General features: G+C 35.5%; 23 protein-coding genes. 13 read left to right on the top strand and 10 right to left on the bottom strand.

The window, feature by feature from the left end:
- Together F6K15_RS26990 and F6K15_RS26985 are read left to right on the top strand one after the other, a co-directional pair.
- Positions 1-215: hypothetical protein (locus F6K15_RS26990; protein WP_293066819.1), on the top strand; the 215-nt coding region annotated here is incomplete at its 5' end.
- A gap of 722 nt (positions 216-937) precedes the next feature.
- Positions 938-1759 carry an inositol monophosphatase family protein gene (locus F6K15_RS26985; protein ID WP_293066816.1) on the top strand — a complete coding sequence of 274 codons (822 nt, stop codon included), beginning with the start codon at positions 938-940 and terminating at the stop codon, positions 1757-1759.
- A gap of 957 nt (positions 1760-2716) precedes the next feature.
- Here F6K15_RS26985 and F6K15_RS26980 read toward each other — a convergent pair.
- Complete coding sequence (locus tag F6K15_RS26980) at positions 2717-4513, bottom strand: N-acetylmuramoyl-L-alanine amidase (RefSeq protein WP_293066832.1); 1797 nt, start codon at positions 4511-4513, stop codon at positions 2717-2719.
- A 987-nt stretch (positions 4514-5500) separates the two neighbouring features.
- Here F6K15_RS26980 and F6K15_RS26975 point away from each other — a divergent pair.
- Positions 5501-5800: a hypothetical protein gene (locus F6K15_RS26975; RefSeq protein ID WP_293066814.1), complete on the top strand. Its 300-nt coding sequence runs from the start codon at positions 5501-5503 to the stop codon at positions 5798-5800.
- A gap of 820 nt (positions 5801-6620) precedes the next feature.
- Here the strand turns inward: F6K15_RS26975 and F6K15_RS26970 are convergent.
- Positions 6621-8318, bottom strand: a complete 1698-nt coding sequence (locus F6K15_RS26970) for a TrkA family potassium uptake protein (RefSeq protein ID WP_293066812.1) — start codon at positions 8316-8318, stop codon at positions 6621-6623.
- A 1365-nt stretch (positions 8319-9683) separates the two neighbouring features.
- Between F6K15_RS26970 and thiL the strand changes: the two genes are divergently transcribed.
- Complete coding sequence (thiL, locus tag F6K15_RS26965; protein ID WP_293066811.1) at positions 9684-10709, top strand: thiamine-phosphate kinase; 1026 nt, start codon at positions 9684-9686, stop codon at positions 10707-10709.
- A 58-nt stretch (positions 10710-10767) separates the two neighbouring features.
- Here thiL and F6K15_RS26960 read toward each other — a convergent pair whose 3' ends face one another.
- Positions 10768-11787 (bottom strand): type I glyceraldehyde-3-phosphate dehydrogenase, encoded by a 1020-nt coding sequence (locus F6K15_RS26960; protein WP_293066808.1) that lies wholly within the window; start codon positions 11785-11787, stop codon positions 10768-10770.
- Between the two features lie 1237 nt (positions 11788-13024).
- Between F6K15_RS26960 and murC the strand changes: the two genes are divergently transcribed.
- The 4 genes from murC (at position 13025) to F6K15_RS26940 (ending at position 17293) form a co-directional block, all read left to right on the top strand.
- On the top strand, positions 13025-14695 hold the full coding sequence (gene murC, locus F6K15_RS26955) for a UDP-N-acetylmuramate--L-alanine ligase (RefSeq protein ID WP_293066806.1): 1671 nt from the start codon (positions 13025-13027) through the stop codon (positions 14693-14695).
- 38 nt (positions 14696-14733) lie between these two features.
- Entirely contained in the window at positions 14734-15705 is a 972-nt protein-coding gene (gene murB / locus F6K15_RS26950) for a UDP-N-acetylmuramate dehydrogenase (RefSeq protein ID WP_375341091.1), read from the top strand.
- 577 nt (positions 15706-16282) lie between these two features.
- Entirely contained in the window at positions 16283-16630 is a 348-nt protein-coding gene (locus F6K15_RS26945) for a YbaB/EbfC family nucleoid-associated protein (protein WP_293066803.1), read from the top strand.
- Positions 16631-16816: 186 nt separating this feature from the next.
- Positions 16817-17293, top strand: a complete 477-nt coding sequence (locus F6K15_RS26940) for a low molecular weight protein-tyrosine-phosphatase (protein ID WP_293066800.1) — start codon at positions 16817-16819, stop codon at positions 17291-17293.
- 68 nt (positions 17294-17361) lie between these two features.
- Here F6K15_RS26940 and F6K15_RS26935 read toward each other — a convergent pair whose 3' ends face one another.
- The 5 genes from F6K15_RS26935 to F6K15_RS26915 all read right to left on the bottom strand — a co-directional run bounded on the left by F6K15_RS26935 (position 17362) and on the right by F6K15_RS26915 (position 21000).
- Positions 17362-18036: a DNA-binding response regulator gene (locus F6K15_RS26935; RefSeq protein WP_293066798.1), complete on the bottom strand. Its 675-nt coding sequence runs from the start codon at positions 18034-18036 to the stop codon at positions 17362-17364.
- Positions 18037-18499: 463 nt separating this feature from the next.
- On the bottom strand, positions 18500-20086 hold the full coding sequence (locus tag F6K15_RS26930; protein WP_293066795.1) for a glucose-6-phosphate isomerase: 1587 nt from the start codon (positions 20084-20086) through the stop codon (positions 18500-18502).
- Between the two features lie 53 nt (positions 20087-20139).
- Positions 20140-20397, bottom strand: coding sequence for a cytotoxic translational repressor of toxin-antitoxin stability system (locus F6K15_RS26925; protein WP_293066792.1), 258 nt, complete (start codon positions 20395-20397; stop codon positions 20140-20142).
- A 37-nt stretch (positions 20398-20434) separates the two neighbouring features.
- Positions 20435-20677 carry a hypothetical protein gene (locus F6K15_RS26920; RefSeq protein ID WP_293066789.1) on the bottom strand — a complete coding sequence of 81 codons (243 nt, stop codon included), beginning with the start codon at positions 20675-20677 and terminating at the stop codon, positions 20435-20437.
- A gap of 77 nt (positions 20678-20754) precedes the next feature.
- A complete protein-coding gene (locus tag F6K15_RS26915; RefSeq protein ID WP_293066826.1) occupies positions 20755-21000 on the bottom strand; it encodes an HNH endonuclease in 246 nt (81 codons plus the stop codon).
- Between the two features lie 762 nt (positions 21001-21762).
- Between F6K15_RS26915 and F6K15_RS26910 the strand changes: the two genes are divergently transcribed.
- Both F6K15_RS26910 and F6K15_RS26905 read left to right on the top strand, forming a co-directional pair.
- Entirely contained in the window at positions 21763-21960 is a 198-nt protein-coding gene (locus F6K15_RS26910) for an element excision factor XisI family protein (RefSeq protein ID WP_293066786.1), read from the top strand.
- 91 nt (positions 21961-22051) lie between these two features.
- Complete coding sequence (locus tag F6K15_RS26905) at positions 22052-22357, top strand: DUF4090 family protein (protein ID WP_293066783.1); 306 nt, start codon at positions 22052-22054, stop codon at positions 22355-22357.
- A gap of 166 nt (positions 22358-22523) precedes the next feature.
- Here F6K15_RS26905 and F6K15_RS26900 read toward each other — a convergent pair whose 3' ends face one another.
- Positions 22524-22793, bottom strand: a complete 270-nt coding sequence (locus F6K15_RS26900; RefSeq protein WP_363268793.1) for a KGK domain-containing protein — start codon at positions 22791-22793, stop codon at positions 22524-22526.
- Between the two features lie 46 nt (positions 22794-22839).
- Between F6K15_RS26900 and F6K15_RS26895 the strand changes: the two genes are divergently transcribed.
- The gene (locus F6K15_RS26895; RefSeq protein ID WP_293066780.1) at positions 22840-22974 is read left to right on the top strand and encodes a hypothetical protein; all 135 of its coding nucleotides are present in this window, start codon (positions 22840-22842) and stop codon (positions 22972-22974) included.
- A 436-nt stretch (positions 22975-23410) separates the two neighbouring features.
- Here the strand turns inward: F6K15_RS26895 and F6K15_RS26890 are convergent, their stop codons facing one another.
- The gene (locus F6K15_RS26890) at positions 23411-23731 is read right to left on the bottom strand and encodes a hypothetical protein (RefSeq protein WP_293066777.1); all 321 of its coding nucleotides are present in this window, start codon (positions 23729-23731) and stop codon (positions 23411-23413) included.
- Positions 23732-24284: 553 nt separating this feature from the next.
- Here F6K15_RS26890 and F6K15_RS26885 point away from each other — a divergent pair.
- The gene (locus tag F6K15_RS26885) at positions 24285-24986 is read left to right on the top strand and encodes a glutathione S-transferase family protein (protein WP_293066774.1); all 702 of its coding nucleotides are present in this window, start codon (positions 24285-24287) and stop codon (positions 24984-24986) included.
- 528 nt (positions 24987-25514) lie between these two features.
- Positions 25515-26204, top strand: coding sequence for a glutathione S-transferase family protein (locus tag F6K15_RS26880; protein WP_293066772.1), 690 nt, complete (start codon positions 25515-25517; stop codon positions 26202-26204).
- The last annotated feature ends 389 nt before the right edge of the window (positions 26205-26593 follow it).

Genomic DNA, 26593 nt, shown 5'->3' with positions numbered 1-26593 from the left:
TTTTAAAGGCTGGCCATGATATATTTGGCGATCGCCTGGGTTTTACTATTGATTTTGAGGAATGGTTTGAAGATTTTGAGTATGAGTTTCAGAAGAATTTGCCTTCGACAAAGAAGCCAGCAACCAGTAAATTAAAACCTTGGGGAAAGGAGGTAGCCAATAGACCCAAGAAGTTAAACCTGCTTACTAAAGAGCAAGCTAGAAAACAACGATAAAATGGACTATCACCTCCCCAATCCATAAATAAATTATTCTGGGGAATTTTTAGCTGTTGTTCCGATGGCTTTTTCACTCCACCAATACCTTCACTAAACTGAATATAAACCTGACCAAATAAAGAAGTTTCTACAGGAAAACCATATTCATAAGCTGCACCTCCAATACCTCCACCTATTCCTTCAATAGCAAAACAACTATTATCAACATTGCAGTAAATAATTCCATATTGAGGACCGAATCTACAAGTATTTTTAGCTGTTCTTTTTACTTCTGGTGGACAAGGTCATTTCAGTTATCAGTTATCAGTTATCAGTACCTCTGAAATAACGAGAGGAATATTATTTTTTTTATCCCCTTAAAAAGGGAGGCTTTGGACCACAATTTTTCGGTCAAATTGTTGGGCATTAGCAGGGTATAACATACAACTTACCCCCATAACTGCCAAAATAAAGTATAGAGAAACCCGCTTTTGATGATTCATAAATTTTATTTTTAATTATGCACTCTACCATTATAAAATATTGAAAATATTCATAGTTAAACTCCAGGTATTATTACTTAGGCATTATCTAGAAAATCTCAAAATGAAAATCTAAAAACTCAAGGTAGAAAATTCAACTAATAACTTAAGTTTAGTGACAACTGATAATTGAAATGACTGATTAATATTCTTTCAATAAACTTTCAAACAACAATCTAGTGGGATAAAAAAGCTAAAATGACAGAATTCTGGAATCAAGTTTTAAACTTCGCAGAAACAACAACTTTTCGAGTAGGAAATCAATTATTAAAAGACTTCGGAAATGTTACAGCAGATGAAAAAGCTGACGGTAGTTTAATTACTAAATCCGATAAATGGGCAGATAGAGAAATTAGAGAAGCGATCGCTCTTACTTTTCCCACTCATGGAATTTTAACAGAAGAAACTCAACAGATATTTCCTAGTAATGAATGGTGTTGGATTATTGACCCCTTAGATGCTACGACAAACTTTGCTCAAGGTATACCAATTTGGGGAACTTCTATCGCGTTATTGTATCAAGGTATTCCCATATTTGGCTATATACATTTGCCTCCATTAAACCAATCTTATTATGGTTTTTATTATCAAGAAAACCAGACTTATTTATCTAACCCACCTATCATCAGAGCATTTTTAAATCATCAACCAATTCAACCAAATCAAGACAAAATTAATAGTAATCATTTATTTAATCTTTGTTCCCGAAGTACCAAAATTTTACCTCAAATTCCCACAAAAATTAGAATGTTAGGCATAGCAAGTTATAACTTTTTACTTGTTGCTTGTGGTGCATCTATTGCAGGAGTTGAAGCTACACCTAGAATTTGGGATATTGCAGGATCTTGGGTAATAGCAAAAGCTGCAGGTGCAGTGTGGATACCATTAGAATCTACAGATATTTTTCCTTTAAAAATTGGCAAAGATTATTCAAGTCATCCCTTTCCTACTTTGGTTGTCGGAAATCAACAATTAGTGTCATATTTTTTGCCTTTAGTACAACCTTTAAGGAAGAAGTAAGAAGGAAGAAGGAAGAAGGAAGAAGGAAGAGGGAGGAAGGTTGATTACTGATATTCCGTTGTTTTAGATATTCCAGAAATCAAGAGTAGTAATGGCAGTTGCTATATACAGCAGTTTTCGAGTTGATAAAGTACAAACTTTTATGTTTTTAGGCAACTCTGAACAGAGAATAAAAAATGAATAAAAATTATAAATTAGTCTTAAACTGTACCTCACGCTTCCTGAAATTTGCTGTAATTAATAATCAACCCTCATTCCAACAATATAGAAGGAAAAATCGTTGAACTGATTAATGCTAAATCATACCAAAATACTCCATATTGCCAATTATATTAAATCCGTTTAATTGCACATATATCCAAATTAGACTGATATAGAATAGGGAATATTCAACAATTAATAATGAATAATGAATAATGAATAATTACCTCTCCTTGAAAGAAGAGGATTGACAAAGAGATGAAAATTTTTCTTTATTATCCCCTTAAAAGGGGAGGCTTTAAACCACAATTTTTCGGTAAAATTTATAGCAATACTAAACGTTTAAAGATTGAGTATCCTCTATTGACTCCTAATATCATGTCTCATTAAATAACTGTAATAAACAATCTTTGCTCAACCTGGTAGAGACGTTGCATGCAACGTTCCTACATTACGGTTAATTAATGTTACTTGATTATGACTTTTGACTACTTCTTCAAAGGAAATATTCAACAATTAATAATTAATAATTACCTTTCCTTCAAAAGAAGAGGATTAACTCAAAGGAAAAATTTTTTCTTCTCTTGGTCGATTGGATATGGCGAGGTCTCCTCGCCATCCCATCCTAACGGACTGTTCCGCAAACGACCGCTTTTTTCCCCTTAAAAGGGGAGACTTTAAACCACAATTTATCGGTAAAATTTCTAGCAATATTAAACGTTTAAAGGTTGAGCATCCTCTACTTATTCCTAACTCCTAACTCCTGACTCCTGACTCCTGACTCCTTCTTCTGACCCACTCAACAATTCCATCTGCTAATACCTTTGCTAACTTCTTTTGTTCTTGAGAATTCATAATCCATTCAAACTCATAAGGATTAATCATAAACCCTAACTCCAACAATACAGAAGGAGCTATTGTCGGACGAGCTAAAGCTAAATTATTCCAAAATACTCCATAAGAAGGTCGGTCTAATTTTTCTACTAAATAATTATGTAAAAATACTGCCAAACTATGAGCTTGAGAATGATACCAAAAAGTACCAATTCCCTGAGTTTTTAGAGCATCGCCATAATCAGGTAAAGCATTATAATGAACCGAAAGTGCTAAATCTGGAACTTGTTGATTAATCATTTCTACACGGTCTTTAGGATATAAATCCTCTTCTGCTTTTCGTGTCATATATACTGAAGCACCCCGTGCAATTAACTCATCCTGTAATAACTTCGACACAATTAATGTCACATTTTTTTCCGGATAACCAGTGGGACCTCTTGCACCTAAATCATTCTCACTACCATGTCCAGCATCAATCAAAATTTTCATTCCAGTCAGAGGTTTATTAATAGAATTAATCCCACTATTTACCGCCGGAGGATGTCGCAAAATTAATCGCAAAGTTGTACCAACATATTCTAATTTATAACCCCATTGTTGCTCTGTTTTTAAATAAAATTTATACCTAACTCCCTGCTCATTTTCCACTGTTGAAGTTAAGATTGGTTGCCAGTCTAATCGCTCAATTAAAGGGTCATCATCTAAACGAATAGTATCAGTTTGAGCCGTCGTATTATGCAGAATTAAAGTTAAATAACCATCTCCTTGTTCGACTGTAACTGGCACCGGTACTTGCAAAGGAAATCTGATTTCTGTTGCACCTTGAACTTGACGAGCAATAGCACCCCGAATTACCGAACGTGGTGGAGCAGCATCTGTAAATATCCTAGTTTCATCAGCTTTTATCCATCCACCATAGTCAAGACGTAAATAGTCTCCTTCCTTCCCTGTAATTAAAGCTTTTGTGCCTTTTGGCAGTGGTGTCAAACGAGAATAAGTGGTACTCGGTCCAGTTCTGGCCACACCTTCTTCTACTGTTACCTCTGCCACCTCAAATGTCGTGGGAGAAAGAATAGTCACTTTCCCCGGTGCTTTTTGAGTAACAGTTTGACCACTTACACTCAGTTTAAATTCAGGTTGACCTAAATCTCCCGATCTTTGCGCTTTAGCACAACCTTGATAATATTCTCCCGCAGAAGGAATTGGTTGATTTTCTCCTGTTAATACTGCTAAATTTCCTGGTAAATTTACTACTTGAGATTGGGAAAGTAAGGGAATAGTTTGTTCAGCTAATAACACAGAAATATTAGCATTTGGAGGAGCGATCGCCTGAAAACAAATTAATTCTCCAGGCATTCTAGAAATATCTTTTGCTGGAGTCAAAGAACCTTGACCAAAAGCTATTCCCACCGGTAAAGGTGGTTGGGTTGAATTGCGTGTTACCGTAATTATTTTTTCTTCGTCTTGATGGCGCACAGTAAATATATTTGCCCCCATTTGTAATGGAAAACTAGGGGCAAAATGACCAGACTTACTACGTTCATTAATTACTTTTCCATTAACAGTAACCTCTGCTTCTGGAGAAGCTGTACCAATTAAAAAAATTCGGTCTGAAGTAGTTTTTTTGTTTGCGGAAGGATAGGCAATAAATAGAGATTTTTTTGTGGTTTCTTCCGAGAGTTGAAGTGGATTTTCATCTCCATTGTTGTGTGACATGGCAAGAGGGCAAATACTTGTTATTACTCCTAAAAATACCATTAATCCTAGAGTTGATGAGCCAATCTTTTGACTAATTGCTTTAAGATTGGTAATTTTTTTTATCATTATTAGTAATTGATGAAAATTGCTAATATTATTTTGTTGTATTTTTGATGATTTATATTCTTTCATTGAACAAAATATAATCTTACTCAAGTTGATCTGAACAGTGATTTTAATGCCATTTAAAATATTTATGTAGCTAATCTTTATTTCTGCCAAAGTAGTAATTATAAAAATATCGACTTGACTTTACGTTTTTCTGTTTAAATCTTCATAGTTGCCGAATAATTAAGATTTAAAGCCTCTTCTTTCAAGAAGAAATAAAAGTCAAAAAAAAATTAGTCAATCCTATTCTTTTTAAAGAGAAGTAATTATTAATTTTTAAATTATCCTCCTGATTTTTGTCAACAGTTTTATCTAATTTACCGCAATTATGAATAATTGATCGACAAAATTAAAACAGATAAAAAGTTTAAAATCTTACCCATATTGTTTTTTTCTAGGATATTTTCTACATAACTCCAATAGGACTGCTATCTGTTATCCAATATACTTATACCCTAGCCCAATGTCACTATAGAAATATTTAAAAATAGCCTAACTTCTAATGATAACATGAAAAGCACAGTACCTCTAGAGATATAACTAAATCTATTTCATATTCAGACAATTTAATTTATTTAAGAGGTTGAGCAAAATAAATCTTGACATATTGTTATATATTGTTATGTATTATTGACAAAAATCCGAGCAATTATTAAAATTATACATAAATAAAATAGACAATATATATTCTTTCAGATTCTTAGTAGACCAGTTAACTAATCAGAGTTAGTTTTTCTGGAAATTCGCTAACTTTTAAATCTGCCTGACAATTCAAAGTATTAGTCTATATTTTCGATAAAAACATAGTTTTCAATTAAATCATATCTATTTAAAATTATGACAAATAAACCAGAAACAAAACAAGCCTACGAAGCTAAAACCAAAGCTCAACTTGATAAACTTAATGCTCAAATTGATGAAATGAAAGCCAAAGCTAAACAAGCTAAAGCTGATGCTGCGATTAATTATTACAAAAAGATAGAAGAATTGTCTACTAAGCGTGATGCAGTCAAAACGAAATTTAAGGAACTACAAAACTCAAGTGAACAAGCATGGGGAGATGTAAAAGTTGGTTTTGAAAAGGCTTGGAATGATTTGCACAACGCCTTTGATAGTGCAGTTTCTAAGTTTAAATAACTGATAGATAGTAGGTCAAACTAATCGGAGAGTATTTTTGACTACCCCCCGGACTAAAGTCACGGGGATTTTTAATGTGGCGTTGTTGAATCAAGCTATGAAACCTAAATTTAGCCAAATATAAAATGCTTTTCAGTTAATAGTTAGATAATTGCCATTAAAGCACAATCATAGCCACGCATCACCAACGCCTTTAATGTATATGTTAAATTAATTTAACATTTAGTAGAGTTAGAAATAAGGAACAGAAAATATACCTGAATACTGAGCATATAGCAGTTGAAGGAAAGGTGTTTGACAGTTCAAAAGTTTAAAACTCAGACAAAGTAAGACTTTTCCTTCTTTCCTCTTTCTTCTTCCTTATTCTATAAATAATACAAAATAAATAGGGCTTGCTGATTAAATCTAAAAGCATTGACATATAAAGACAAGTGCCTTTTTGGGGTCGAATTGCAGTGCCTGGTATCACATCTGAAACGCTCATGCATGGAGCGTATTTTAGGCGCATAGTTGGGTAGAAAAATCTTGGGACAAAACGCCCGCTCCTACCTCCTCGCTCCCGAGCCATTTCTCCTGTCTTCCCCTCCCCTCCTGGGAGGGGCTAGGGGTGGGTTGGGAGGGGCTAGGGGTGGGTTGGGAGGGGCCCGCGGGTGGGTTGTCTCCTGTCTCCTACCCCTACTAAAAGACTAGTGAAGCGCAAACCCTAAATAATTTTTCCTACCCACTTAATTAGGAAAAATTGAAAACTCCTGAGTTAAAACCCAGGAGAATAACAACGACATATTTCCAAAGCTCCCAATATATTCTGTGGAGAATTAAACTATTTAGTAGCATTACTTATTAGTTGTATAGGTGCATCTCTCCAGAGCTGGTCTAGTCTATTAGCTGGCATAGTTAAGTACAAAACATCACCAGAATTCAAGGTCGCATTTAACAATTCCCAACCATGAATTTCTCGACCGTTGCTTTCTATATACAAGGGTACAAAATCAGCACTGCTAGCTGCTTGTTGAACAATTTTCCCACAAAAAGGATGCCCCGGTGTAATTAAGGTAGCTAACGCTACCCACAAACTATCTGCCGTAATTCCATTACCAAGAATTCTACCGCCAATAGCTGCTGCTGCAAAAGCAGGAGAAGCTAATTCTGTGGGACTAAGTACAGACTCAAACTCAAAAACCTGTTGTACCATGAGAGCTAAGTGCGGGTCTTGACTTCTTACCACAACTGGCATTTTAGGAACAAGTCCTTTCGCACTCAGAGCAATTTCTAAATTAATAATATCATTACCAGTTACAGCTAAAAGTGCTTCAGCTTTTTCAATATTGGCAACTTCTAGAGTCGTAGATAAACTTGCATCCCCCTCAATCACAGGAATTTTCATAGACCTGGCAGTACTGAGAAATCGACAGTTAGGGTTACGCTCTATTACTACTACTTCATAACCACTATTAACCAGTTGCTGGGCAATATGTAAACCAATGCCACCAAACCCACAGATAATATAATGCTGTTTTAGTGGTATGCGGGCAGCATCCCAATACTCTTGGAAGCGAGTACCTAATACAAAATCATTCAGCAGCGCATAACAAATACCAACGATCGCCGTTCCTACAAGCATCATGATCGAAGTAAATACTTTGATACTACCTGGTGCTTGTTCGGCTATTTTTTCATTCCCCCCTGCTCCTGTAATCATCCCAACTGTAAAATAGAGAGAATCAACAAAGCTGTTATTCAGATTTATACTAATATAAGTAATAGTGCAGAATAACACAGTTACTAACAGAGCCAAGTTGAGAACTACTGCTGATTTACTGTGTCGCTGAAATTGCCTGAGTCTGCTAAATACCTTGAATAAGTAATAAACTAAATTTTGTCTGCGAGTTCGCACTTTTGGTTTGCTAGAAATAATCAGACGATCTCCTACCCGTAACTCTCGCTCTTCTACTACTGCAGAGACTAAATCTATTGGATTTGCCACTGGTATATAGTAGATCAACATTAGAGAGCGATCGTCCCACAAAGAACTCAGTTTACGACCTTTCCAAGGATGATTATGGCCGATAAATTCTTCTCGCATTGGCCAGGTCTGATTGTATATGTGTAGCTGGCCAATAGCATGATTTCCTAAAGCTGCAAAAGCAAACACTGGAGCTGCTAAAGCTGACACACTCATTGTTGTATGATCGGTTAGAGTGTGATCTAGGCGATCGCCTAAACTTGTATTAAATAGGCGATTAATAATCCGAATTTTTGGATTGAGAATTCTTGCTAACATTAAGACGGCCAAATTAACAGACTCATCTTTCCCTGCTAAAACCAGAGTATGAGCGCTTTGAATGCCTGCTGCTAATAATGTAGATGCTGAACGAAAGTTGCCGACAATAATCTCTGTACCCTCTCCACGGAGTGGGCGATCGCTTATACCTACAACTGTTGCACCCTGCTGTCTTAATAGACGGAATATTTTGTAGCCGGTACGACCCAAGCCACAGACTATTATTCTAGGTTTCATTAGACCGGGAAAGTTATTAAAGTAATGTTAAGAAGTCATCTTTTAGTTTTTCCTATAAACTATCATTTATTATTTATACTAAAAAAAATGTAACTTACAACACTGTTTATTTGCTGATATTGATCTTTAGTTTTTATCAATAGTTATTCTCTTTATTGATTTTTCTTAATTATTTGACACAAAAATTATTTTTTTTTATTTTGATAAATAATTAAATTTTGACTATATTTTTAGTTAGTTACACAAATCATTTTAAATTCAGCTATAGCAATATGATTTAAGTTGTGAGATATTGAATACTTCTAGGGAGCAGGGAACAGGGAACAGAGGAAAAGAAAAAAATGAATATATATGAATAAGATAACTGCTATATTGTATACTTTTAATGAAAAGTTAAATTCTCACATCTGATTCCTAATTGCTATATTTTTGTAAGCATTTCCTGCGGAATGCGCTCGCATTCAGCTATTAGCTGTCAGCTAGCCTCCTGGGGAGGAACTGCGGACTTCAGCAACAAGATTTTCTCTTTAAGAACAGTGTTTAAATTAACAACTGACTTTAAGGTCAAGGGAACCAACTTTTGTAGTAAAACAATTAATAAAGCTTTTATCGTCAACTAAAAGCAATAGCTGATAGCTGGGCGTTGCTGAAATGTAATGGTAATTAGCTGGAGATAACAATTGAAAAACTTATGTTTGGCGTTGATACTTAGTATCAAAATCATTACCATTCAGCAACGCCGATAGCTGACGGCTGAATGCTTACATATTTTTCAAACTAATCAATCTTGTTGATGAAGTAAGCATTTCCTGCTTCATAATTCATTCTCTAATAAAAAAAATTCTACTAAACTCATTAATATTATTACTAACTAATCCTAAATATGTCAGGATATTGATTAGTCAATCCTTTTTATGATTAGGAGGTAAGTGTTCATTAATGGATAATGGATAATGGATAATTACCTCTCCCTTTTAGAGAGAGGATTGACCAATAAGGGAAAAATTTATTCTCTTGGTCGATTGGATATGGCGAGGTTTCGGAACCATCGCTCAACCGCTTTTTTCCCCTTGAAAGGGGAGGCAGAGTCAGCTGAATTGTTTAATTATTTAATTATTTAATTATTAATTATTCGGTAAAAATTATGACTCATTTACCACTAAAAATTACTGATGACTTAAAGAGTAAGGTTGGAGATAATTACTGAATACATATTCTCCATATAACTAAAAAAAAAGTATTTTTTGACCGGTAATTATCCAAACATGATATAAAAACAAATAATGAATAAATTTGAGACTTTCAAAAGTAATTAGAGATGTCGATTTGAGTTGGAAATATAACTTTAGTATAGTATAGATTGCCATGACTACAGTTAAAGATATTAGCGAACAAGGACTTTTAAAAGTATTACACCGTTTTTGTCCCACAGAAGTGGTTGGGGATGATGCTGCTATTGTGCCAATTCAACCTAACAAGTCATTAGTAGTCACAACTGATACACTCGTCGATGGAGTACACTTTAGCGATCGCACCACTTCCCCTGAAGATGTGGGTTGGCGTAGCGCTGCTGCCAATTTATCCGACCTTGCAGCAATGGGTGCATTCCCTATTGGTATAACGATCGCTCTTGGTCTAACTGGCGATACTCCTGTTGCTTGGGTTGAAAAACTTTACCAAGGAATTTCTGAATGCTTACAACCGTACAATACTCCTATAGTCGGTGGAGACATAGTGCGATCGCCTATCTGTACTATCTCAATTACTGCTTTCGGACAAGTTGAAACTTCACAGACTATTCTGCGCTCAAACTGTCAACCCCAAAACGTGATCGTTGCTACTGGAGTACATGGAGCATCAAAAGCGGGGTTAGAATTATTACTGCATCCAGAATTAGGTCAATTTCTCACAGAAGCAGAACGTTCTTCCTTAATATTAGCTCACCAACGTCCTCGGCCAAGATTTGATATTTTAACAAATTTATGGAATTGCTTATCTTTAAATAGTTCTTATAGTCTAGAGAAAAACCAAAACTCGATCTTAGTAGGAGGAATGGATAGTAGTGATGGATTAGCAGATGCGATCGTTCAAATGTGTCAAGCATCTCACGTCGGAGCTAGGATCGATCGCAATCAAATTCCCATTCCTTCCTCTTTAACTAAACTTACCTCACCCGAACAAGCATTAAAGTGGGCACTCTATGGAGGAGAAGATTTCGAGTTAGTTCTGTGTTTGCCTCCAATTTGTGGCCAAGAATTAGTAAAAAAAATTGGAGTCGGTGCAGCCATCGTGGGTACAACCACAGACGACACCGACATCTTATTAATAGATAGCCAAGGAATTTACCCAAACGAGCAACTTACACTTAGCCAAGGATTTCAACATTTTTGAAAAAGTTATTTATCTTAGGTTTTTAATTCAATTGTCAGACAATCAAAACTCAAACAAACTAAGCAGTCCACTTCTGTGCGACAATTTCAGCCAAGTCTACAACACGCTGACTATAACCCCATTCATTATCATACCAAGCAATCACTTTCACTATATCACCACCCATAACCATTGTCAGACTAGCATCTACAATGGAAGATGAATCATTACCACGAAAGTCACTAGAAACCAAAGGCAGATCGCAGTATTCAATGATACCCTTCATTGGTCCATTAGCAGCTTCTTGTATAATTTCGTTAACTTGTTCAGTAAAAGTATTTTTCTCAACTTGAGCTACAAGGTCAACAACAGAAACGTTAGGAGTAGGAACACGCATCGCGATACCGTTTAACTTACCTTTCATTTCTGGAATTACCAGAGCTACCGCTTTAGCTGCACCTGTAGAAGTTGGTACAATATTTACAGCTGCTGCTCTGGCCCGCCGTACATCTCTGTGACTAGCATCCAAAATACGTTGGTCGCCAGTGTAACTATGAGTTGTAGTCATTGTACCTTTAATAATGCCAAAGTTGTCATTTATCACTTTGACCACTGGAGCTAGACAGTTGGTTGTACAACTAGCATTGCTGACAATATCATAATCATCATGCTCATAATCTTGATGATTAACTCCTACCACAAAAGTACCAACTTTTCCACCTTTACCAGGAGCAGTAATTACAACCTTTTTCGCTCCAGCTTGTAAATGCTTTGAGGCTCCTTCCTCAGTTACAAATACACCTGTAGCCTCAATAATTAGATCGACATTCCAGTCTGCCCATGGTAAATTTAAAGGATTACGGTCAGATACACACTTAATTGTTTTACCATTAACTGTGATGGAATTTTCGTCCGAACTAATATCTACACCCTTTAATGTGCCCAACATTGAATCGTACCTTAATAGGTGAGCATTGGTTTTAGGGTCGGAAGTATCATTGATAGCAACAACATCAAGTTGGCTATCTGTACGAGTGAGCCAGCAACGTAAAAAATTTCGTCCAATTCGTCCAAAACCATTTATAGCAACTCTAATCACTTTTTACCTCCTAATAACAGCAATAATCATGTATAATTAAAGTTTTTGACAGTTTTACACACTGAATTAATTCAGTTTCAGTGTTAACTAGCTATCAGCGCTTCAGCATTTTCCGTACCGGAATGCTCCGCAAACAGCTATCAGCTTTTTGACCTTGGGTTTATACTCCGGCAATTAATGCGCCGGATGCTTGAGTCGGGGTTGAAATCCTCGACTAGGGCATAAAAAAAACTCCTAAGGCTGACCGCTGACTGCTGAATTCTGACTTCTGACTGCTATTTAATTGAGCCTGGCCCCGTGCTGCCCCACTGGGTGCTTTTTGGTAGTTTCAGATATTGATTTCAGGCTTAAACTCTGCCATATCTTCATCTCAGATCCCTAACTTTTTCAGAAGTGATATGAATTTTAGAAAGGAGAGCTTAAAAGAAAATTAATCTTGACCATTATCATACAGCAAAATGGTAATTTAGTAATTTTTTTATAGGTTAATTACGATCCCTGCCATTAATCGAGTCAACTATGGCATTAAATTTAAGTTTTTGTTCACAGCTTGTTGTATAAAGGAACCTATGTGGATGAAGGTATAGAATTTGTGGCTATTTTTGTCAAGTGTCTAGCTAAGAAAGACATAAGTCTAAACAAGTCTGTCTTGGGATTCATTGAAGGAGAAAAATTTTTCTGCCCCACTAATCAACTCTGGGACAGTTTAAGTAGTAAGCAAATATAGAAGCTAATAAAAAACTTTTGTTTAATAGTTTTTATAGTAAGTTATTTACAACAATTTTTTTGGGATCAATAGCCTATACTTGACTGCTAACTATATCGGTGATTTTTACAAAAATTTTGCTGCTCAATTTAAGTAAGTTAGAATTAGCGACTTAATGAGTTATTAGTCAGTAATTTACTGTCCAATCACTAATGTTTGAATAGCAATCTCAACTGTGAATGATAATTAATAATTTATTTTTTCTCGTTAAGTTCCATAAATACTTATTCTTTTTTTTGTAAAAAATCCTGATGATTTATCCTTGATTAATTTTTCGAGGTATGTCCGGAAAAAGGTTGGCCAGTAGGTAAAGATTTGATAGAAAACAAACTAATTATTGCAAATGATAGAGCTTATTAACAAAGCTAACCAGTATTTTTGGTAAATTACTGCTAGACTCTATCTAAAAAAAAAAAATCCTGGTATGATATCGCGTGTTACGGGCGCAGTGTGGTTTATAAGGAGTAATTCATGTCTAAATATGTTGACTTCAGTGGTAGGCCGTTTCATTTTATTGGTATTGGAGGCATCGGAATGTCAGCTCTGGCTTACATTTTAGCCAAACGCAATTTACCAACTTATGGATCGGATATAAAATCAAGCCATATAACAAAGCGTTTGCAAGCAATAGGAACTCATATATTTTGGCGTCAAGATGCCAAAAATTTAGAATCATTTCAACAAGTTTCTCAACAGAAAAATGTATCTCCGTCAAACAACTTAAACTTAAATTTATCCCCTATAAATCTCCGTTTAAGTACAGAAACATTAATGACGGAAAAGCACAATAGTAGGATGGAGGATAAGCAAGAAATTTCGGAGCTGCCACAAGTAATTTGTTCAACAGCAATTAATAAAACTAACCCAGAGTATCAAGCCGCAATTGAACTAAAATGTCCAATTTTACATCGCTCGGATCTATTAGCAGCTCTAATTCAGGATTATCAAAGTATAGCAGTAGCAGGAACTCATGGCAAGACTACAACTAGCAGTCTCATTGGATTTATGCTTCTAGAAACTGGTTTAGACCCCACTATTGTTATTGGTGGAGAAGTAGATGCTTGGGAAGGTAATGCTCGTTTAGGTAACAGCACTTATCTGGTAGCAGAAGCAGATGAATCTGATGGCTCTCTGGTTAAATTATCTGCACACATTGGCGTAGTAACAAATATTGAATTAGACCATCCAGATCATTATGAAAGTTTAGATCAAGTAGTCGAAACTTTCAAAGTATTTAAAGAAAATTGTCAAACTTTGGTGGGTTGTATAGATTGTTCTACAGTCAAAAACTCCCTCCAGCCAACTATTAGCTATAGCCTTGACTCAGATAATAACTCAGATAATAATGCAGATTATACAGTCGATTGTGTAGATTATCAATCTCATGTTACCTTGGCTCGTGTTTGGGAGCGAGGCCAAATTCTGGGAGAGTTACAGTTGGGGTTATTGGGTAAACATAACTTAAGTAATGCTTTAGCTGCTGTAGCAGTAGGAAGATTACTAGGTTTAGAATTTGCTGCTATTGCTCAGGCGATCGCTAAATTTGAAGGCGCTCATCGTCGATTTGAACACCGCGGAGAGTGCAATGGTATTGTATTTATTGATGACTATGCTCACCATCCTAGTGAAATTAGCGCAACTTTAGCCGCAGCTGGCTTACGAAAAAACAGTCAAAAAGTGACTACAAAATCTCACATATCTAAAACCAGTTTATCTTTTACAAAACAAAATAACTCATTGCCGATCCAAAGAGTTGTTGCTATATTCCAACCTCATCGTTATAGCCGTACTCAAGCTTTTATTTCAGAGTTTGCTAAGTCATTTAATGATGCTGATATGGTGATTGTTACTGATATCTACAGTGCAGGAGAATCACCATTGGGTAAAATTAGTGGCCAACAAGTAGCTGAAGCAATTTCTGATGAGCATCAACAGGTTGACTATAAACCATCTTTAGAATCAGTAACTGCATTTTTACATGAAGTCTTAATACCAGGGGATCTGGTAATATTCCTCGGTGCTGGCAACCTCAATAAAATTATTCCAGAGGTTATGGCATATTATCAAAAACCTCACTATCCGGTTGTATCTAGTGAAACAGCTTATATAGAGAAACATTCAGTTGAGTTAGCTAACTCTTAAACACGATCTTCAAAATTACGATAATTCAAGTATTAGTTATGACCATGACTCTCTCTTATCACATAGCTAGTTCAGCTCAAAGGCCACAATATAAACCTATTCCACTACTTGGAACAGACTGTGTAATTAGGTCTAATGTTCCTTTGGCTCCTCTAACATCTTTCCGAGTAGGAGGACCTGCTGAATGGTATGTCACACCAAAAAAATTAGATCAATTACAAGCAAGTTTTCAATTTGCTCACTCTGAAGGACTACCAATTACTTTGCTAGGAGGAGGTTCTAATATGTTAGTTAGTGATAGTGGTTTACCAGGATTAGTTATTAGTAGTCGTAACCTTCGTCACATTAACTTTGAACAAGAAACAGGTCTTCTAACTGTAGGTGCTGGTGAATCATTACCACGTATTGCTTGGAAGGCAGCTAGAATGGGTTGGCAAGGTTTGGAGTGGGTTGTTGGTATCCCTGGTACTGTTGGTGGTGCTGTGGTAATGAATGCTGGGGCACAAGGTAAATGTATAGCTGATATATTAGTTAATGCTCATGCTATGTTACCTGATGGTCGGATAGAAATTCTGTCTCCTCAAGATTTGGAATATAGCTATCGTCATTCTAGCTTACAAGGTAAGTCTATTTTGGTTGCTCAAGCTACTTTTCAGTTACAACCAGGGGAAAATTCTGCTTTGGTGACTGCTATAACTTCTGAAAATTTTAATAAGCGAAAGACTAGCCAACCTTATCATTTACCCAGTTGTGGTAGTGTTTTTCGCAATCCTGGGCCAAAAGCTGCTGGTTGGTTAATTGAACAAACTGGGCTTAAGGGTTATCAAATAGGGATGGCCCAGGTAGCTCACCGTCATGCAAACTTTATTCTTAATTGTGGGGGAGCTACAGCTAACGATATTTTCCAATTGATATATCATGTTCAAGAGCAGGTGGAAAAGCAATGGTCTTTTTTATTAAAGCCAGAGGTAAAAATGATCGGAGATTTTTCAGGAGCAGCAACTTTCTAATACCAGTACACTTAACCTGTGCTTCTAGCTAGTTAAACAATCTAGTTAAGTACAAATTAGGTACACAAAATGGATAAATCAGCTTTAGATACCGAGTTTTTCTGTTAATTATTCAGATTTCTAACTACAAGTAAATTACCATCAGTTTCGATTAGTAATAGTCACTAAAGTTGGCAAAAGTTTCAGATTCCCCACCTTCTGAATTAATTACTATATTTTAGAGGCAGTCGATTGTCTATAAACAGCTTTTAACTAATATTATTGCCAATTATGGTATTGGGAAATCTTGAATAAATTAGGGCTGGAAATGGCAGGTTCGTCAAATTATTAATTTAATTAGGTACTAAAAATCTATTGCAGTGTTATGATTTTTATGTAAAGATGCCATGATGTTATATATAAGGTAGGTACGCATTTTGATCGGCTCCTACTAAAGCACAAAATCTAACTAGATTCTGCATAAATATATTGAGAATCTAGAAGAATTAAAATATGTGCTGCATAAATTATTAGGTTTCTAATGATTTAATGGCAACAAACAGATACAAATAAGACTTACCATAGAAGAGTAATCATTATGTCACAATCAGGAAAAGGCTTTGGCTTCGGGTTAGGTAAAATGAAAGAACTAACTGAGGCTTTTAAAAAAGCTCAACAGGTTCAAGAAGGAGCGAAAAAACTTCAAGAAGAACTGGATAAATTAGAGGTTGAAGGGGTAGCAGGTGGTGGTTTAGTTAAGGTTTTTTTGAGTGGAAACCAAGAACCACGGCGAGTAGAAATTTCACCTGATGCACTAGGAGAAGGAGCAGAAGTAATTTCTAAATTTGTAACAGAAGCAATGCAAGATGCTTATAGTAAGTCTACTGCTACTATGCGCGAGCGTATGGAAGATTTGACAGGCGGTTTAAATATACCTGGAATGTAATTTAAGTCTTAATAGCTAGGGCAGGTTTAAGTTAAGAACCAATTTATCATAGACTAATAACTAACCTGTATCCTAGTCTTAATCATATTTATAGAATTGTTAGAAGACTACTTCTAAAGTAATCGCTTCAATGTAAATTAATTTTCATTCTTAATTTATCGATATTTGCCTATTTTTGATTAATTTATGGAATATAAATTATTATTTGTTTGTCTTGGTAATATCTGCCGTTCTCCATCAGCAGAAAATATTATGAATCATCTGATAGAAAAAGCTAATTTGAACGATAGTATAGTTTGTGATTCTGCTGGTACAGGAGGTTATCATATAGGTAGTCCACCTGATTCTAGGATGACTTATGCAGCTAAGATGCGAGGAATTACCCTTAAAGGTGCAGCTCGTAAATTTCAAGTAGAAGATTTTGATAATTTTGACTTAATCTTAACAATGGATAAGGATAATTATCGGGATGTACTGCGTTTAGATACTGCTGGTAAATATCAGGATAAAGTCAAATTAATGTGCGACTTTTGTAGGTATTTTGATGTGCAGGAAGTTCCCGATCCTTATTATGGTGGTCAGGATGGATTTGACTATGTGATTGAAATACTTTTAGATGCTTGTGAGGGACTATTAGAGTATATTATTAATCAAAAAAAATAGCGGTCTATTAACGCTGAATTAGTCTGAATTTTTTGCAGAAAATCAACTAAAACTAACTAAATTTAAAATTAATTATTCAAGTAATTTTCCATTGTAAAACGAACTAATTCAGCTCGATTATTAGTATTAGTTTTTCTAAATAAACTGCTGACATATTTTTCAATAGTTCTATGGCTTAAATGTAGGCGATCGCCAATCTGAACATTAGAAAGACCGTTAAGCAGCAGACTCAACACTTGTTGTTCTCGCCCAGTCAAAATAATCTGAGTATTGGCTATTACTGACTGGGATGCTGCTTCTGAATAATGTGATTTTGATAGCTTTTCTGTCTCAGAATATTGGTTAAGCGTACTTGAAGCTTGGGCAATGAGAGCAGACCGCTCCAACAAAGACCGAACTATTGCTCCTAACTCTGGTAATTCAAAAGGTTTTGGTAAGTAAATATCACACCCCAAATTATAGCCTTTTACTCGTTCTTCTGTACTTGTACGAGCAGTTAAAAAAATTACAGGCAATAAACGAAAAATTGGACGCGATCGAACCTGTCGTACCAGGTCATAACCATCCATTTCTGGCATGGCAATATCAGTAATCATCAGATGTGGCCGAGATTTCTCTAATAAATCCAAAGCTTGTTGACCATTTTCAGCTTTGATTACCCAGTAACCTGAAATCTCCAGGTAATCACCAACACATAAACGAGTTCCCAAATCATCATCAACTACAAGAATTGTTAAGGGCATTGTTTAATGGGAATAGGGGAACAAATAAACATTGGGAGTAGGGAAATATCCAGACTATTAGTAACTAAATTTTTGTGCTTGTGAAGTTATTCCCTAGTGCAGGATAGCAGAAATAACTAGCCAGTTACAAAATCCTAAAAGCCTTACCAATCAATACTTTTGACTTTTAAATGCATGACTTTTGACTTCCGCTTAGAGGCACCAGTGACATCCTGATGATGCTGACCCTGGGTGTACGGCGCAGGTTCTCAAGATTATAATTATGTGGGTTCCTGTCCAACTCAACTTATGATCTGAGGTCAGAAAGCACCCACAAACTGACTTTACAGGCTATTTCCGTGCTCCAGAGTCCTTGAGTTACTAATTTTCTAGTCCACGAGTAAAAACCATATATGCTGCTGCACAATCTGGATGAGTCCAATCACCACCCCTAATGCTCTAGGCCAAATCACTACCTATAATACTACTGATAGCTTACAGCTAAATTAGCTGGTTGCCCAACATTTCCATGAAAAACAATATTCTGTTGGTTGGCTGCCAAATGGCGTAAAATCTTGTAGATGATTTCTATTTTGTCATCAGCACTTACTTTTTGGGCAATTTCTTCTAAAGATAGGGGAGAATCTTCTTGCTTGAGGACATTTACTACCTGTTGCTGTAACTCTAGCACTGTGGCCGCAGCTTTTTTACCTGCTTCTACTCCTGGTTGGTGATAGGCATTAATATTAACTAGAGAGCCATAAAAACTAACAGCTCTCTCATAAAGAGCAATTAAAGCTCCTACATTTTTAGGATTAACTTTAGGTATTGTAACTGTAATAGAATCTCGCTGATTTTCATACAGTGCTTGTCTAGTGCCTTGGAGAAAACCAGATAAGTAGTCACCAGAAGTTACTCCAGGTTCTACTTCGGGAGAAATACCTTGACGATCCTCTAGAACTTCGATAAAGGTAGTAAAGAAATTAGGTACACCATCACGCAACTGTTGGACATAAGCGTGCTGGTCTGTGGAACCTTTATTACCATAAACTGCAATACCTTGGTTGACTACATTGCCATCCAGGTCTTTTTCTTTGCCTAAAGATTCCATGACCAACTGCTGTAAATAACGGCTGAACATTAGCAGACTGTCTTTGTAGGGGAGAACTACCATATCTTTTTCCCCTCGTCCGTTACCTACGGCGTACCAACTCAAAGCTAATAGAGCAGAGGGGTTGCCTTTAATATCATGTTTGCGAGTGGCTATGTCCATTTCTTTCGCCCCATCTAACATAGCCTGGATATCAATTCCTTGCAATGCTGCTGGTAATAAACCAACGGAGGATAATTCTGAAGTACGTCCCCCTACCCAGTCTGCCATGGGTATAATATTTAGCCATCCTTCAGATTTGGCAATTTTACCTAGTTTACTATTGGGGGTGGTAGTAGCAACGGCGTGAGGGGCAAAATCTAGATTTTGAGCACCATAAGCTGCTTTGACTTCCATCATACCGTTGCGAGGTTCTGGGGTACCGCCTGACTTGGAGATTACTATGACTAGAGTGCTGTTGAGGCGGTCTTTGAGGTTGTAGAGTATGTGGTCGATACCTGCAGGGTCGGTATTATCGATGAAATGTATTTGCATTGGTGGGTCATTTGGACTCAGAGCTTCGGCTACAAATTGAGGACCGAGAGCTGAACCACCGATACCAATGGACAGAATATCTGTAAATTTGGGGGCATTGGGAGGTTTGATTTCTCCACTATGGACTTTCTTGGCAAAAGTCTCAATCTGTTCGATAGTCTGGACAATTTCTTGTTTGATTTCGGGGGTGGGCGCAAGTTCCGGGGATCTCAGCCAGTAGTGGCCAACCATCCGGTTTTCGTCTGGGTTGGCGATCGCTCCTTTTTCTAATGCTTCTATATCTTGGAAAGCTTTTTCAAATTTAGGCTTGATTGTTTCTAGAAAAGAATCGTCAAATTTAATGCGACTTATATCAACATAAAAGTTTAATCCTTCGTGGTAATAAAGCCAGTTAATATAGCGTTGCCAAAGTGCTTTTGAGTCCATAAAAATTACTGTATTTTTTGTTTTTTTTAGTCTGCTACCTATAGTTTAGAAGACTAAATTTGTGGCTTTGGTAAAATACGGATAAATTTAAGAATTTGACCTGTTACTTCTATTCCAATCAGATATTTGTCCACAGTAAATCTGTAGAAAATAGTACTGGTTCCAAGTTGTCGTAATTCTGGTAGTTCTTGTAAGTAATTTATTTGACTGAATTTGAGAAAAACAAAATCATATATTTTTTGGTAGGCAGCAGTTTCTAAAGTTTTGAGGTCTTCGATAAAAGACCGAGCATAACGCACTTCTAAGTTCACAATAATATGGTTTTTTTCTATACCTTATTTATTCTTATTAGTTATTTTTAGTTTGACTATCTTCTCGGTCAAAGTATAATATTTGTATAGCTTCTTCTTTGGTTAAGATATCTCCTGGTTTGTGAGTTATTTTAGATTTTTGAATAGCTTTTAACATGAAGCTATCATAATAAAGTGTTTGTAAATATTCCCAACCTCTTTCTAAGTCTACATCAGACATTCTACCTATTAGAGAGTACATTTTACTTTTGAGAAAGTTAATTCTTTTTGAATTTACCATATATTGCTCCTGATTTTATTGTGTTCTATTTTACTCAAAAATTGAGATTTTTCGGGGTTTAATAATTTTTTTTTGTCTTAGCTACTGAAGTTGCGTTTAAATCGTGGGTCGAAGTGATGTTTCTTTTTTTGATTACATTTATTACAGAGGGTTTGTAGATTACTAATATCATTACTACCGCCACTAGATAGGGGGATAATATGGTCTATAGTAAGTTGTGTTTCTCTAGTAGTTTGACCACAACTTTTACAATGGTAACGATCGCGCTCGAATACATATTTTCTGACTGCTAAAGGGATTTTTATTCGGGGAGTTTTGCTCAGAATTTATTTCTGATTAAATCTCTAGTTTTTGTTAATGAAGCATGATTAGATCACCAGTTAATAATTGATCAAAATACTAACATTATTTTACTGTGGATATTCAGTTATAATAAATCTTTAAGCATAATCTTTGATCGATTGAATAATGCTAGCAAAATATACTTATAAGAATACAGTTAAAATGTAAGCATTCAGCTATTAGTTGTCAGCTATCAGTAACAATACTCTCTCATATAGGACATTGTTTAAATTAACAACTGGCTTTAAGGACAAGGGAGGCAACTTTTGTAGTAAGACAATATATAAAGCTTTGATCCTAAACTAAAAGCAATAGCTGAAGTTCGCAGTTCCGACCATAGGAGGCTAGCTGATGGCTGACGGCTGTTTGCGCAGCATTCCGCAGGAAATGCTTACGTTAAAATGCTTTAATGAAAGATAGGTTGACTATTCTAGGCGCTTTTTATTTTCTACAATATTGAAGATACGGATGTCTTGACAGCTCTATTGCCAGAAAAGGTATTATTTGTCAATCAAAAAACTTCAAAAATTAATAATTAATAATTACATCTCCTGAAAATAGATAGGATTTTTTGCTTTTTTAAATCAGAGGCTTGATACGAAATTCATTTCTAAGCTGCATAGAATAATATATTAATCAGAGTTGATTGTAGATCGAGATAGACAAGTTAATAAATTTCATAATTCTGTGCTACTTCACATAAAATTGGTATAATACCAACACCTAAGACCTACGACCTACAAGTGATTAGTAAGGGAAAAAAGCTGAAATATACTCATGTTTATATTGAGATTAAAAATAAAAATATTTACATAGAAGAAGATTTTACTGAAGAAGGAATAGCTCATAAATTAATCATATTAGGTGTGATTAAAAGTGATATTATTTTTGCTTTTCAAGCTCCAGATATGAGAAAATTTACTGAGTTTACTATGACTTAAATTTTAATTGGAAAAATTTACTCCTATACAAACTTTTGAGGTGTGCCTTACAGGAGATAAAATAATCATGTAAACCCAACAATTTTTTGCTATGTCTTCAGAAAAAACTTCCACATCTGCATCAACTACTGGAGCAGATGCTGTGGATGAGGCGATCGCTAAAGGAATAGATTTAGATGGTTCTGTTATTCCACAAGAAAAGCTCGACCTTTACCACAAGGTAATGGCATTAGAAGGTCAACGACAACGTAGTGGGGTTAGTAATACAATGCGGTCTCGTATTGTGCGTATTGGGGCGAAGCATATTTCCCAGGAAGAGTTAAATCAAATGTTGAAAGATGCAGATTTTGCTCCACTTAAAGAGAAAGAAATTGCTTTTTATTATGGTGGCAAATAGAAATAGTTTCTAGAGAAAAGATAGGGGTTTGGTCTTCAAACCCTTAAAACAACCAAACTACTACCAAAAAAAATTCAAAAATATTGATTTTCATGTACTTCAGCTATTAAGCAAGATTTTTAATTATTGGCAGGTTTGATAGGAAATCATTTTGTTCTATTCTTTATTAATTTTCCTGATTAAATTTTTCTCGTAAATCATCTAGTGGGGATTCTGATTTACTGTTTTTAGATAATTGTTTTTCAGACATTTGAGAAGCTTCTTGTTCATCAGGGTAAAATTCTAAAGCCAGTTTTATTTTGCCTTTTACCCAACCACCGGAACCTAATCTTAATACTTGACAATCAAAACCATTAAAAATTAAATTTTCCTTGCTACTTATCCTTTCAGTCAATTTTTGCACTAACTCACTGACTTGGAAGGTTGTGCTTTTGATTATGTGTGGTTGATTTTTATGAAGCTCTTCTTCTACTGAGATGGTGGTGGTGCATAGTAATGGTAAAGGAGTGTGGGGAGATGGGGAGATGGGGGGATGGGGAGATGGGGAGATGGGGAGTATGAGAGAAATTAAAGAATATGTATCCTACCATTACCATGCAGGACTATCACTGAGATAACCTCATCATTTCTCAGGTGTTCAAATTTGTTTCCCATGTAATTTTTTCTTTTAACTCAACAATAGATATTATACCAGGTAGAAGTAATTTTTTGAGTATAAGTTTACTTTGTTATTACCTACTTAATTTTCGTAAGCATTCAGCTATTAGCGGTCAACTATTAGCTATTTCATAGATAATGTATATACACTTTCTCAGTCTAGAAAAACAAATTCTTGATTATCTGAATTTTCTGCCATTTTTAATTCTTCTCTTTCCAATAAATTATTTAGTGGGTATAGCAGTCGAAACAAAGGGCGCGGACATTTATAAAGGCTCAAACGAGCGTCAGGGATTACTTTTAACTTTTGACTTTTGACTTTTGCCTTGCGCGGAGCGCTATAACTGTAGGATGTCTCAACAAAACACCCTACATTTTTCTGAAATAAAACTACCCCTAACTATTCAAATTTATCTGCTGTCTTAAATCATCAAGTGGAGATACTTCTTCACTCTCCAATAATTTCTCATTTTCATCACTTACCACATCCAAATCATCCTCGCTTTTCCCAAAATTAAACCCAGAAATAATCGGTAATTGTCGCTCATTCAATAACATCGTCCATAAACAACTATTAATATTAGAAACCACCTGATTATAAATCCCCATCTTTTCCTCAACCTCAGTTTGTAAACGTAAATTTCGTTGAATTTTATCCCCAGCTTCCGTATCCAAACTTTTCTCTAAATATTCTCGTGCTTGATTATATTGCTGCATAATATCCTCTCCTTGTTTTTCCGCTATAGGTAATATGGGATTTATATTTTTTTGATTGTAGGAATAGAACGCAAATTAAGATGTAACTACCTTTTTTGAATTTGCTATGATAACAAACACTTATCAAGTTGCTATAATCGCCAAAAGTTTAGTTAATTATTGCTGTAAAAATAGCTCGATATTGACAAAAATATTATTTATTAACAAGCCAAAATATAGCAGGGAATAGGGAATAGGGAACAGAAAACAGTAGGAAAAGTATTTACCTTTCTCAAGATCGTTATCAGTCTATATCCTAATCGCTATGGCTATTGTTTTACAGCAGTTTTGGAGTTTATGAGGTACAAAATTTTAGGACTTTAGGGAGTAGGGAAAAAAAGATTAATCTTAAAACTGTACCTCACGCTTCCTCAAAAATGCTGTAAGTAGTAGAACAATCAAAGATTGCAAAAATTAGCTAATTATTGCTGTAAAAATAGCTGGATTTTGATAAAAATGTTATTTATTAACAAGCCAAAATACTGTTATATTTGATAGATAAGTTTCAAGTATTATGGCATCTATGAAAATCAAAATGTACGACCTAGTGGGCGCAGAAAATAACAGAGCTTTTAGCCCCTACTGCTGGAGAATTCGTATGGCTCTAGCCCATAAACAACTGGAAGTAGAAAGAATTCCTTGGCACTTTACTGAAAAAGAAACCATCGCTTTCTCAGGTCAGGAAAAAGTACCTGTAATTATTGATGGCGAACGAGTAGTTTTTGACTCTTGGAATATTGCCAACTATTTAGAAAAAACCTATCCAAATAAACCTTCTTTATTCGGCTGTTCTCAAGCACAAGCTCAAGCTTTATTTATCAAAAATTGGGATGAAAAAAATCTGACTCCAGCCTTACTACCAATGATCATCTTCAATGTATTTGAACATATAGATGCCAAAGATAAAGCTTATTTTCGAGAAACTCGCGAACAAAAATTAGGCAAACCACTAGAAGGATTTAAGGAAGTAAAACAATCTCAAATTGAGAATTTTAGAACCATCCTCTCTCCTTTAAGAGAAACTTTAAATCAGCAGCCTTTCTTAGCAGGACAAAAACCAAACTTTGCCGATTACATTATATTTGCTAGGTTTCAATTTGCCCGTTCTATTTCCCCCATAAAATTATTAGCAACCAACGATTCTGTTAATATGTGGCGGGAAAAAATGCTCGATTTATTTGACAGTCTGGCACGTCAAAGTATTGGTTACAATTAACTAACTATCAGCTATTAGTTAGTCTCCTAGGTCGGAACTACGTTAACAACTATCAGCCTAAAAATTTGCGCATATAATTAGGATTTGCTGATTAAATCTAAAAGCATTGACTTATATTGGTTGAGCGCATTTTTTAGTTAAAAAAAGTCCAAGCTTAATAGTTGTAATGGTTCAAAAAATTAGCATTTTAGGTAAAAGTTGCGCAGAATAATCCCTTGATTATTCTTCCTCCTACCTCCTCTATAATTCCCCGTTCCTCCTGTCTCCAGTATAGCTGTCTCCTACCCTTACCCATAAGACTTTTTCAACAAACCCTAATTAGGTATCTATTTGCGGAGTATTCCGGAACGGAAAAGCTTGGGTTTAAATCTCCGACTTCTATTAAATTGCTTAATTTTAGGAAAGTTTAAATCCCCTTATAAAAAGCTAACTGCTGATTGCTGAAGTGCTGAAGTGCTGTTTGCACAGCATTCCGCCAGGAAATCCTTTTTAATAGCAAACTCAAGAAAAATTGGAGCTTTTTAAACTATGACTATCGACTTATATTATTGGCCTACTCCTAATGGCTGGAAAGTTTCTATTATGTTAGAAGAAACAGAAACCCCCTATAACTTAATTCCAGTTAATATCACCGCCGGAGACCAATTTCAACCAGAATATCTGAAAATTAGCCCTAACAATAAAATGCCAGCCATTGTTGACCCCAATGGACCTAATGACAACCCTATTTCCATCTTCGAGTCAGGAGCTATTTTGCTTTATTTAGCTGAAAAAACAAGTCGCTTTATTCCCGATAACCCAGGCGATCGCTACACAGTAATTCAGTGGCTAATGTTTCAAATGGGAGGTATTGGCCCAATGTTAGGGCAAGCTCATCATTTTCGTCAATATGCACCGGAAAAAATTCCCTATGCAATTGAAAGATACACCAATGAAGCATCACGTTTATATGGAGTATTAAATCAACAATTATCTCAAGTACAATATGTCGCGGGAGATTATTCTATTGCCGATATGGCAATATATCCTTGGATAGTACCCCATGAAAAACAAGGGCAAAATTTATCAGACTTTCCTCATTTAAAGCGATGGTTTGAAACTATTAGTCAGCGACCTGCAGTGAGTCGTGGTTTAGCAGTTTTAAGTGAGAGTCGGACAAAGAAGTTTGATGAAAAAGCAAAGGAAAATCTTTTCGGCGCTCGCCAGTTTCAGCAGTAATTAATAACTATTAAGTAGAAAATGGTAAATTTTGGGCACTATTTATCAAATAGTAAATTAGCTCAAAAGTTTATATTAAATGGCTTTAGGGGTTTTTTGATTAAATATACAGTGTCTTTTTTTAGCCTGCTCTACTTAGTTTTGGTAGGGTAGGTAAAAATTTACTTACCCTAGCTAACCTAGTTTTGATAGTCGAATTTGCTACGGTACTATGTAACCCACATTCGGAACTTCAATTTGTAACATTAAAATTAGTATGCAAATCCATAGTTTGGTAGGTATTTATACATGCAAATCATCTCAATTACTTTTTTCGTTGATCAAATTCCGAGTCAAAAATTTACGCATAAATACTTGCTTGATTGATGACTCAATCACAGCAGCTATGA

The organism is Okeania sp. SIO2B3, from assembly GCF_010672525.1.
Lineage (GTDB): Bacteria > Cyanobacteriota > Cyanobacteriia > Cyanobacteriales > Microcoleaceae > Okeania.
Note: the sequence above shows the minus strand (reverse complement) of the source record. Positions and strands in the feature narration are given on the sequence as shown.

Bases quoted from the DNA above. Each gene is read 5' to 3' on its own strand.
- F6K15_RS26985 (WP_293066816.1), top strand. From the start codon at position 938: ATGACAGAATTCTGGAATCAAGTTTTAAACTTCGCAGAAACAACAACT.
- F6K15_RS26980 (WP_293066832.1), bottom strand. From the start codon at position 4,513: ATGTCACACAACAATGGAGATGAAAATCCACTTCAACTCTCGGAAGAA.
- F6K15_RS26975 (WP_293066814.1), top strand. From the start codon at position 5,501: ATGACAAATAAACCAGAAACAAAACAAGCCTACGAAGCTAAAACCAAA.
- F6K15_RS26970 (WP_293066812.1), bottom strand. From the start codon at position 8,318: ATGAAACCTAGAATAATAGTCTGTGGCTTGGGTCGTACCGGCTACAAA.
- thiL (WP_293066811.1), top strand. From the start codon at position 9,684: ATGACTACAGTTAAAGATATTAGCGAACAAGGACTTTTAAAAGTATTA.
- murC (WP_293066806.1), top strand. From the start codon at position 13,025: ATGTCTAAATATGTTGACTTCAGTGGTAGGCCGTTTCATTTTATTGGT.
- murB (WP_375341091.1), top strand. From the start codon at position 14,734: ATGACCATGACTCTCTCTTATCACATAGCTAGTTCAGCTCAAAGGCCA.
- F6K15_RS26945 (WP_293066803.1), top strand. From the start codon at position 16,283: ATGTCACAATCAGGAAAAGGCTTTGGCTTCGGGTTAGGTAAAATGAAA.
- F6K15_RS26940 (WP_293066800.1), top strand. From the start codon at position 16,817: ATGGAATATAAATTATTATTTGTTTGTCTTGGTAATATCTGCCGTTCT.
- F6K15_RS26935 (WP_293066798.1), bottom strand. From the start codon at position 18,036: ATGCCCTTAACAATTCTTGTAGTTGATGATGATTTGGGAACTCGTTTA.
- F6K15_RS26930 (WP_293066795.1), bottom strand. From the start codon at position 20,086: ATGGACTCAAAAGCACTTTGGCAACGCTATATTAACTGGCTTTATTAC.
- F6K15_RS26920 (WP_293066789.1), bottom strand. From the start codon at position 20,677: ATGGTAAATTCAAAAAGAATTAACTTTCTCAAAAGTAAAATGTACTCT.
- F6K15_RS26905 (WP_293066783.1), top strand. From the start codon at position 22,052: ATGTCTTCAGAAAAAACTTCCACATCTGCATCAACTACTGGAGCAGAT.
- F6K15_RS26890 (WP_293066777.1), bottom strand. From the start codon at position 23,731: ATGCAGCAATATAATCAAGCACGAGAATATTTAGAGAAAAGTTTGGAT.
- F6K15_RS26885 (WP_293066774.1), top strand. From the start codon at position 24,285: ATGGCATCTATGAAAATCAAAATGTACGACCTAGTGGGCGCAGAAAAT.
- F6K15_RS26880 (WP_293066772.1), top strand. From the start codon at position 25,515: ATGACTATCGACTTATATTATTGGCCTACTCCTAATGGCTGGAAAGTT.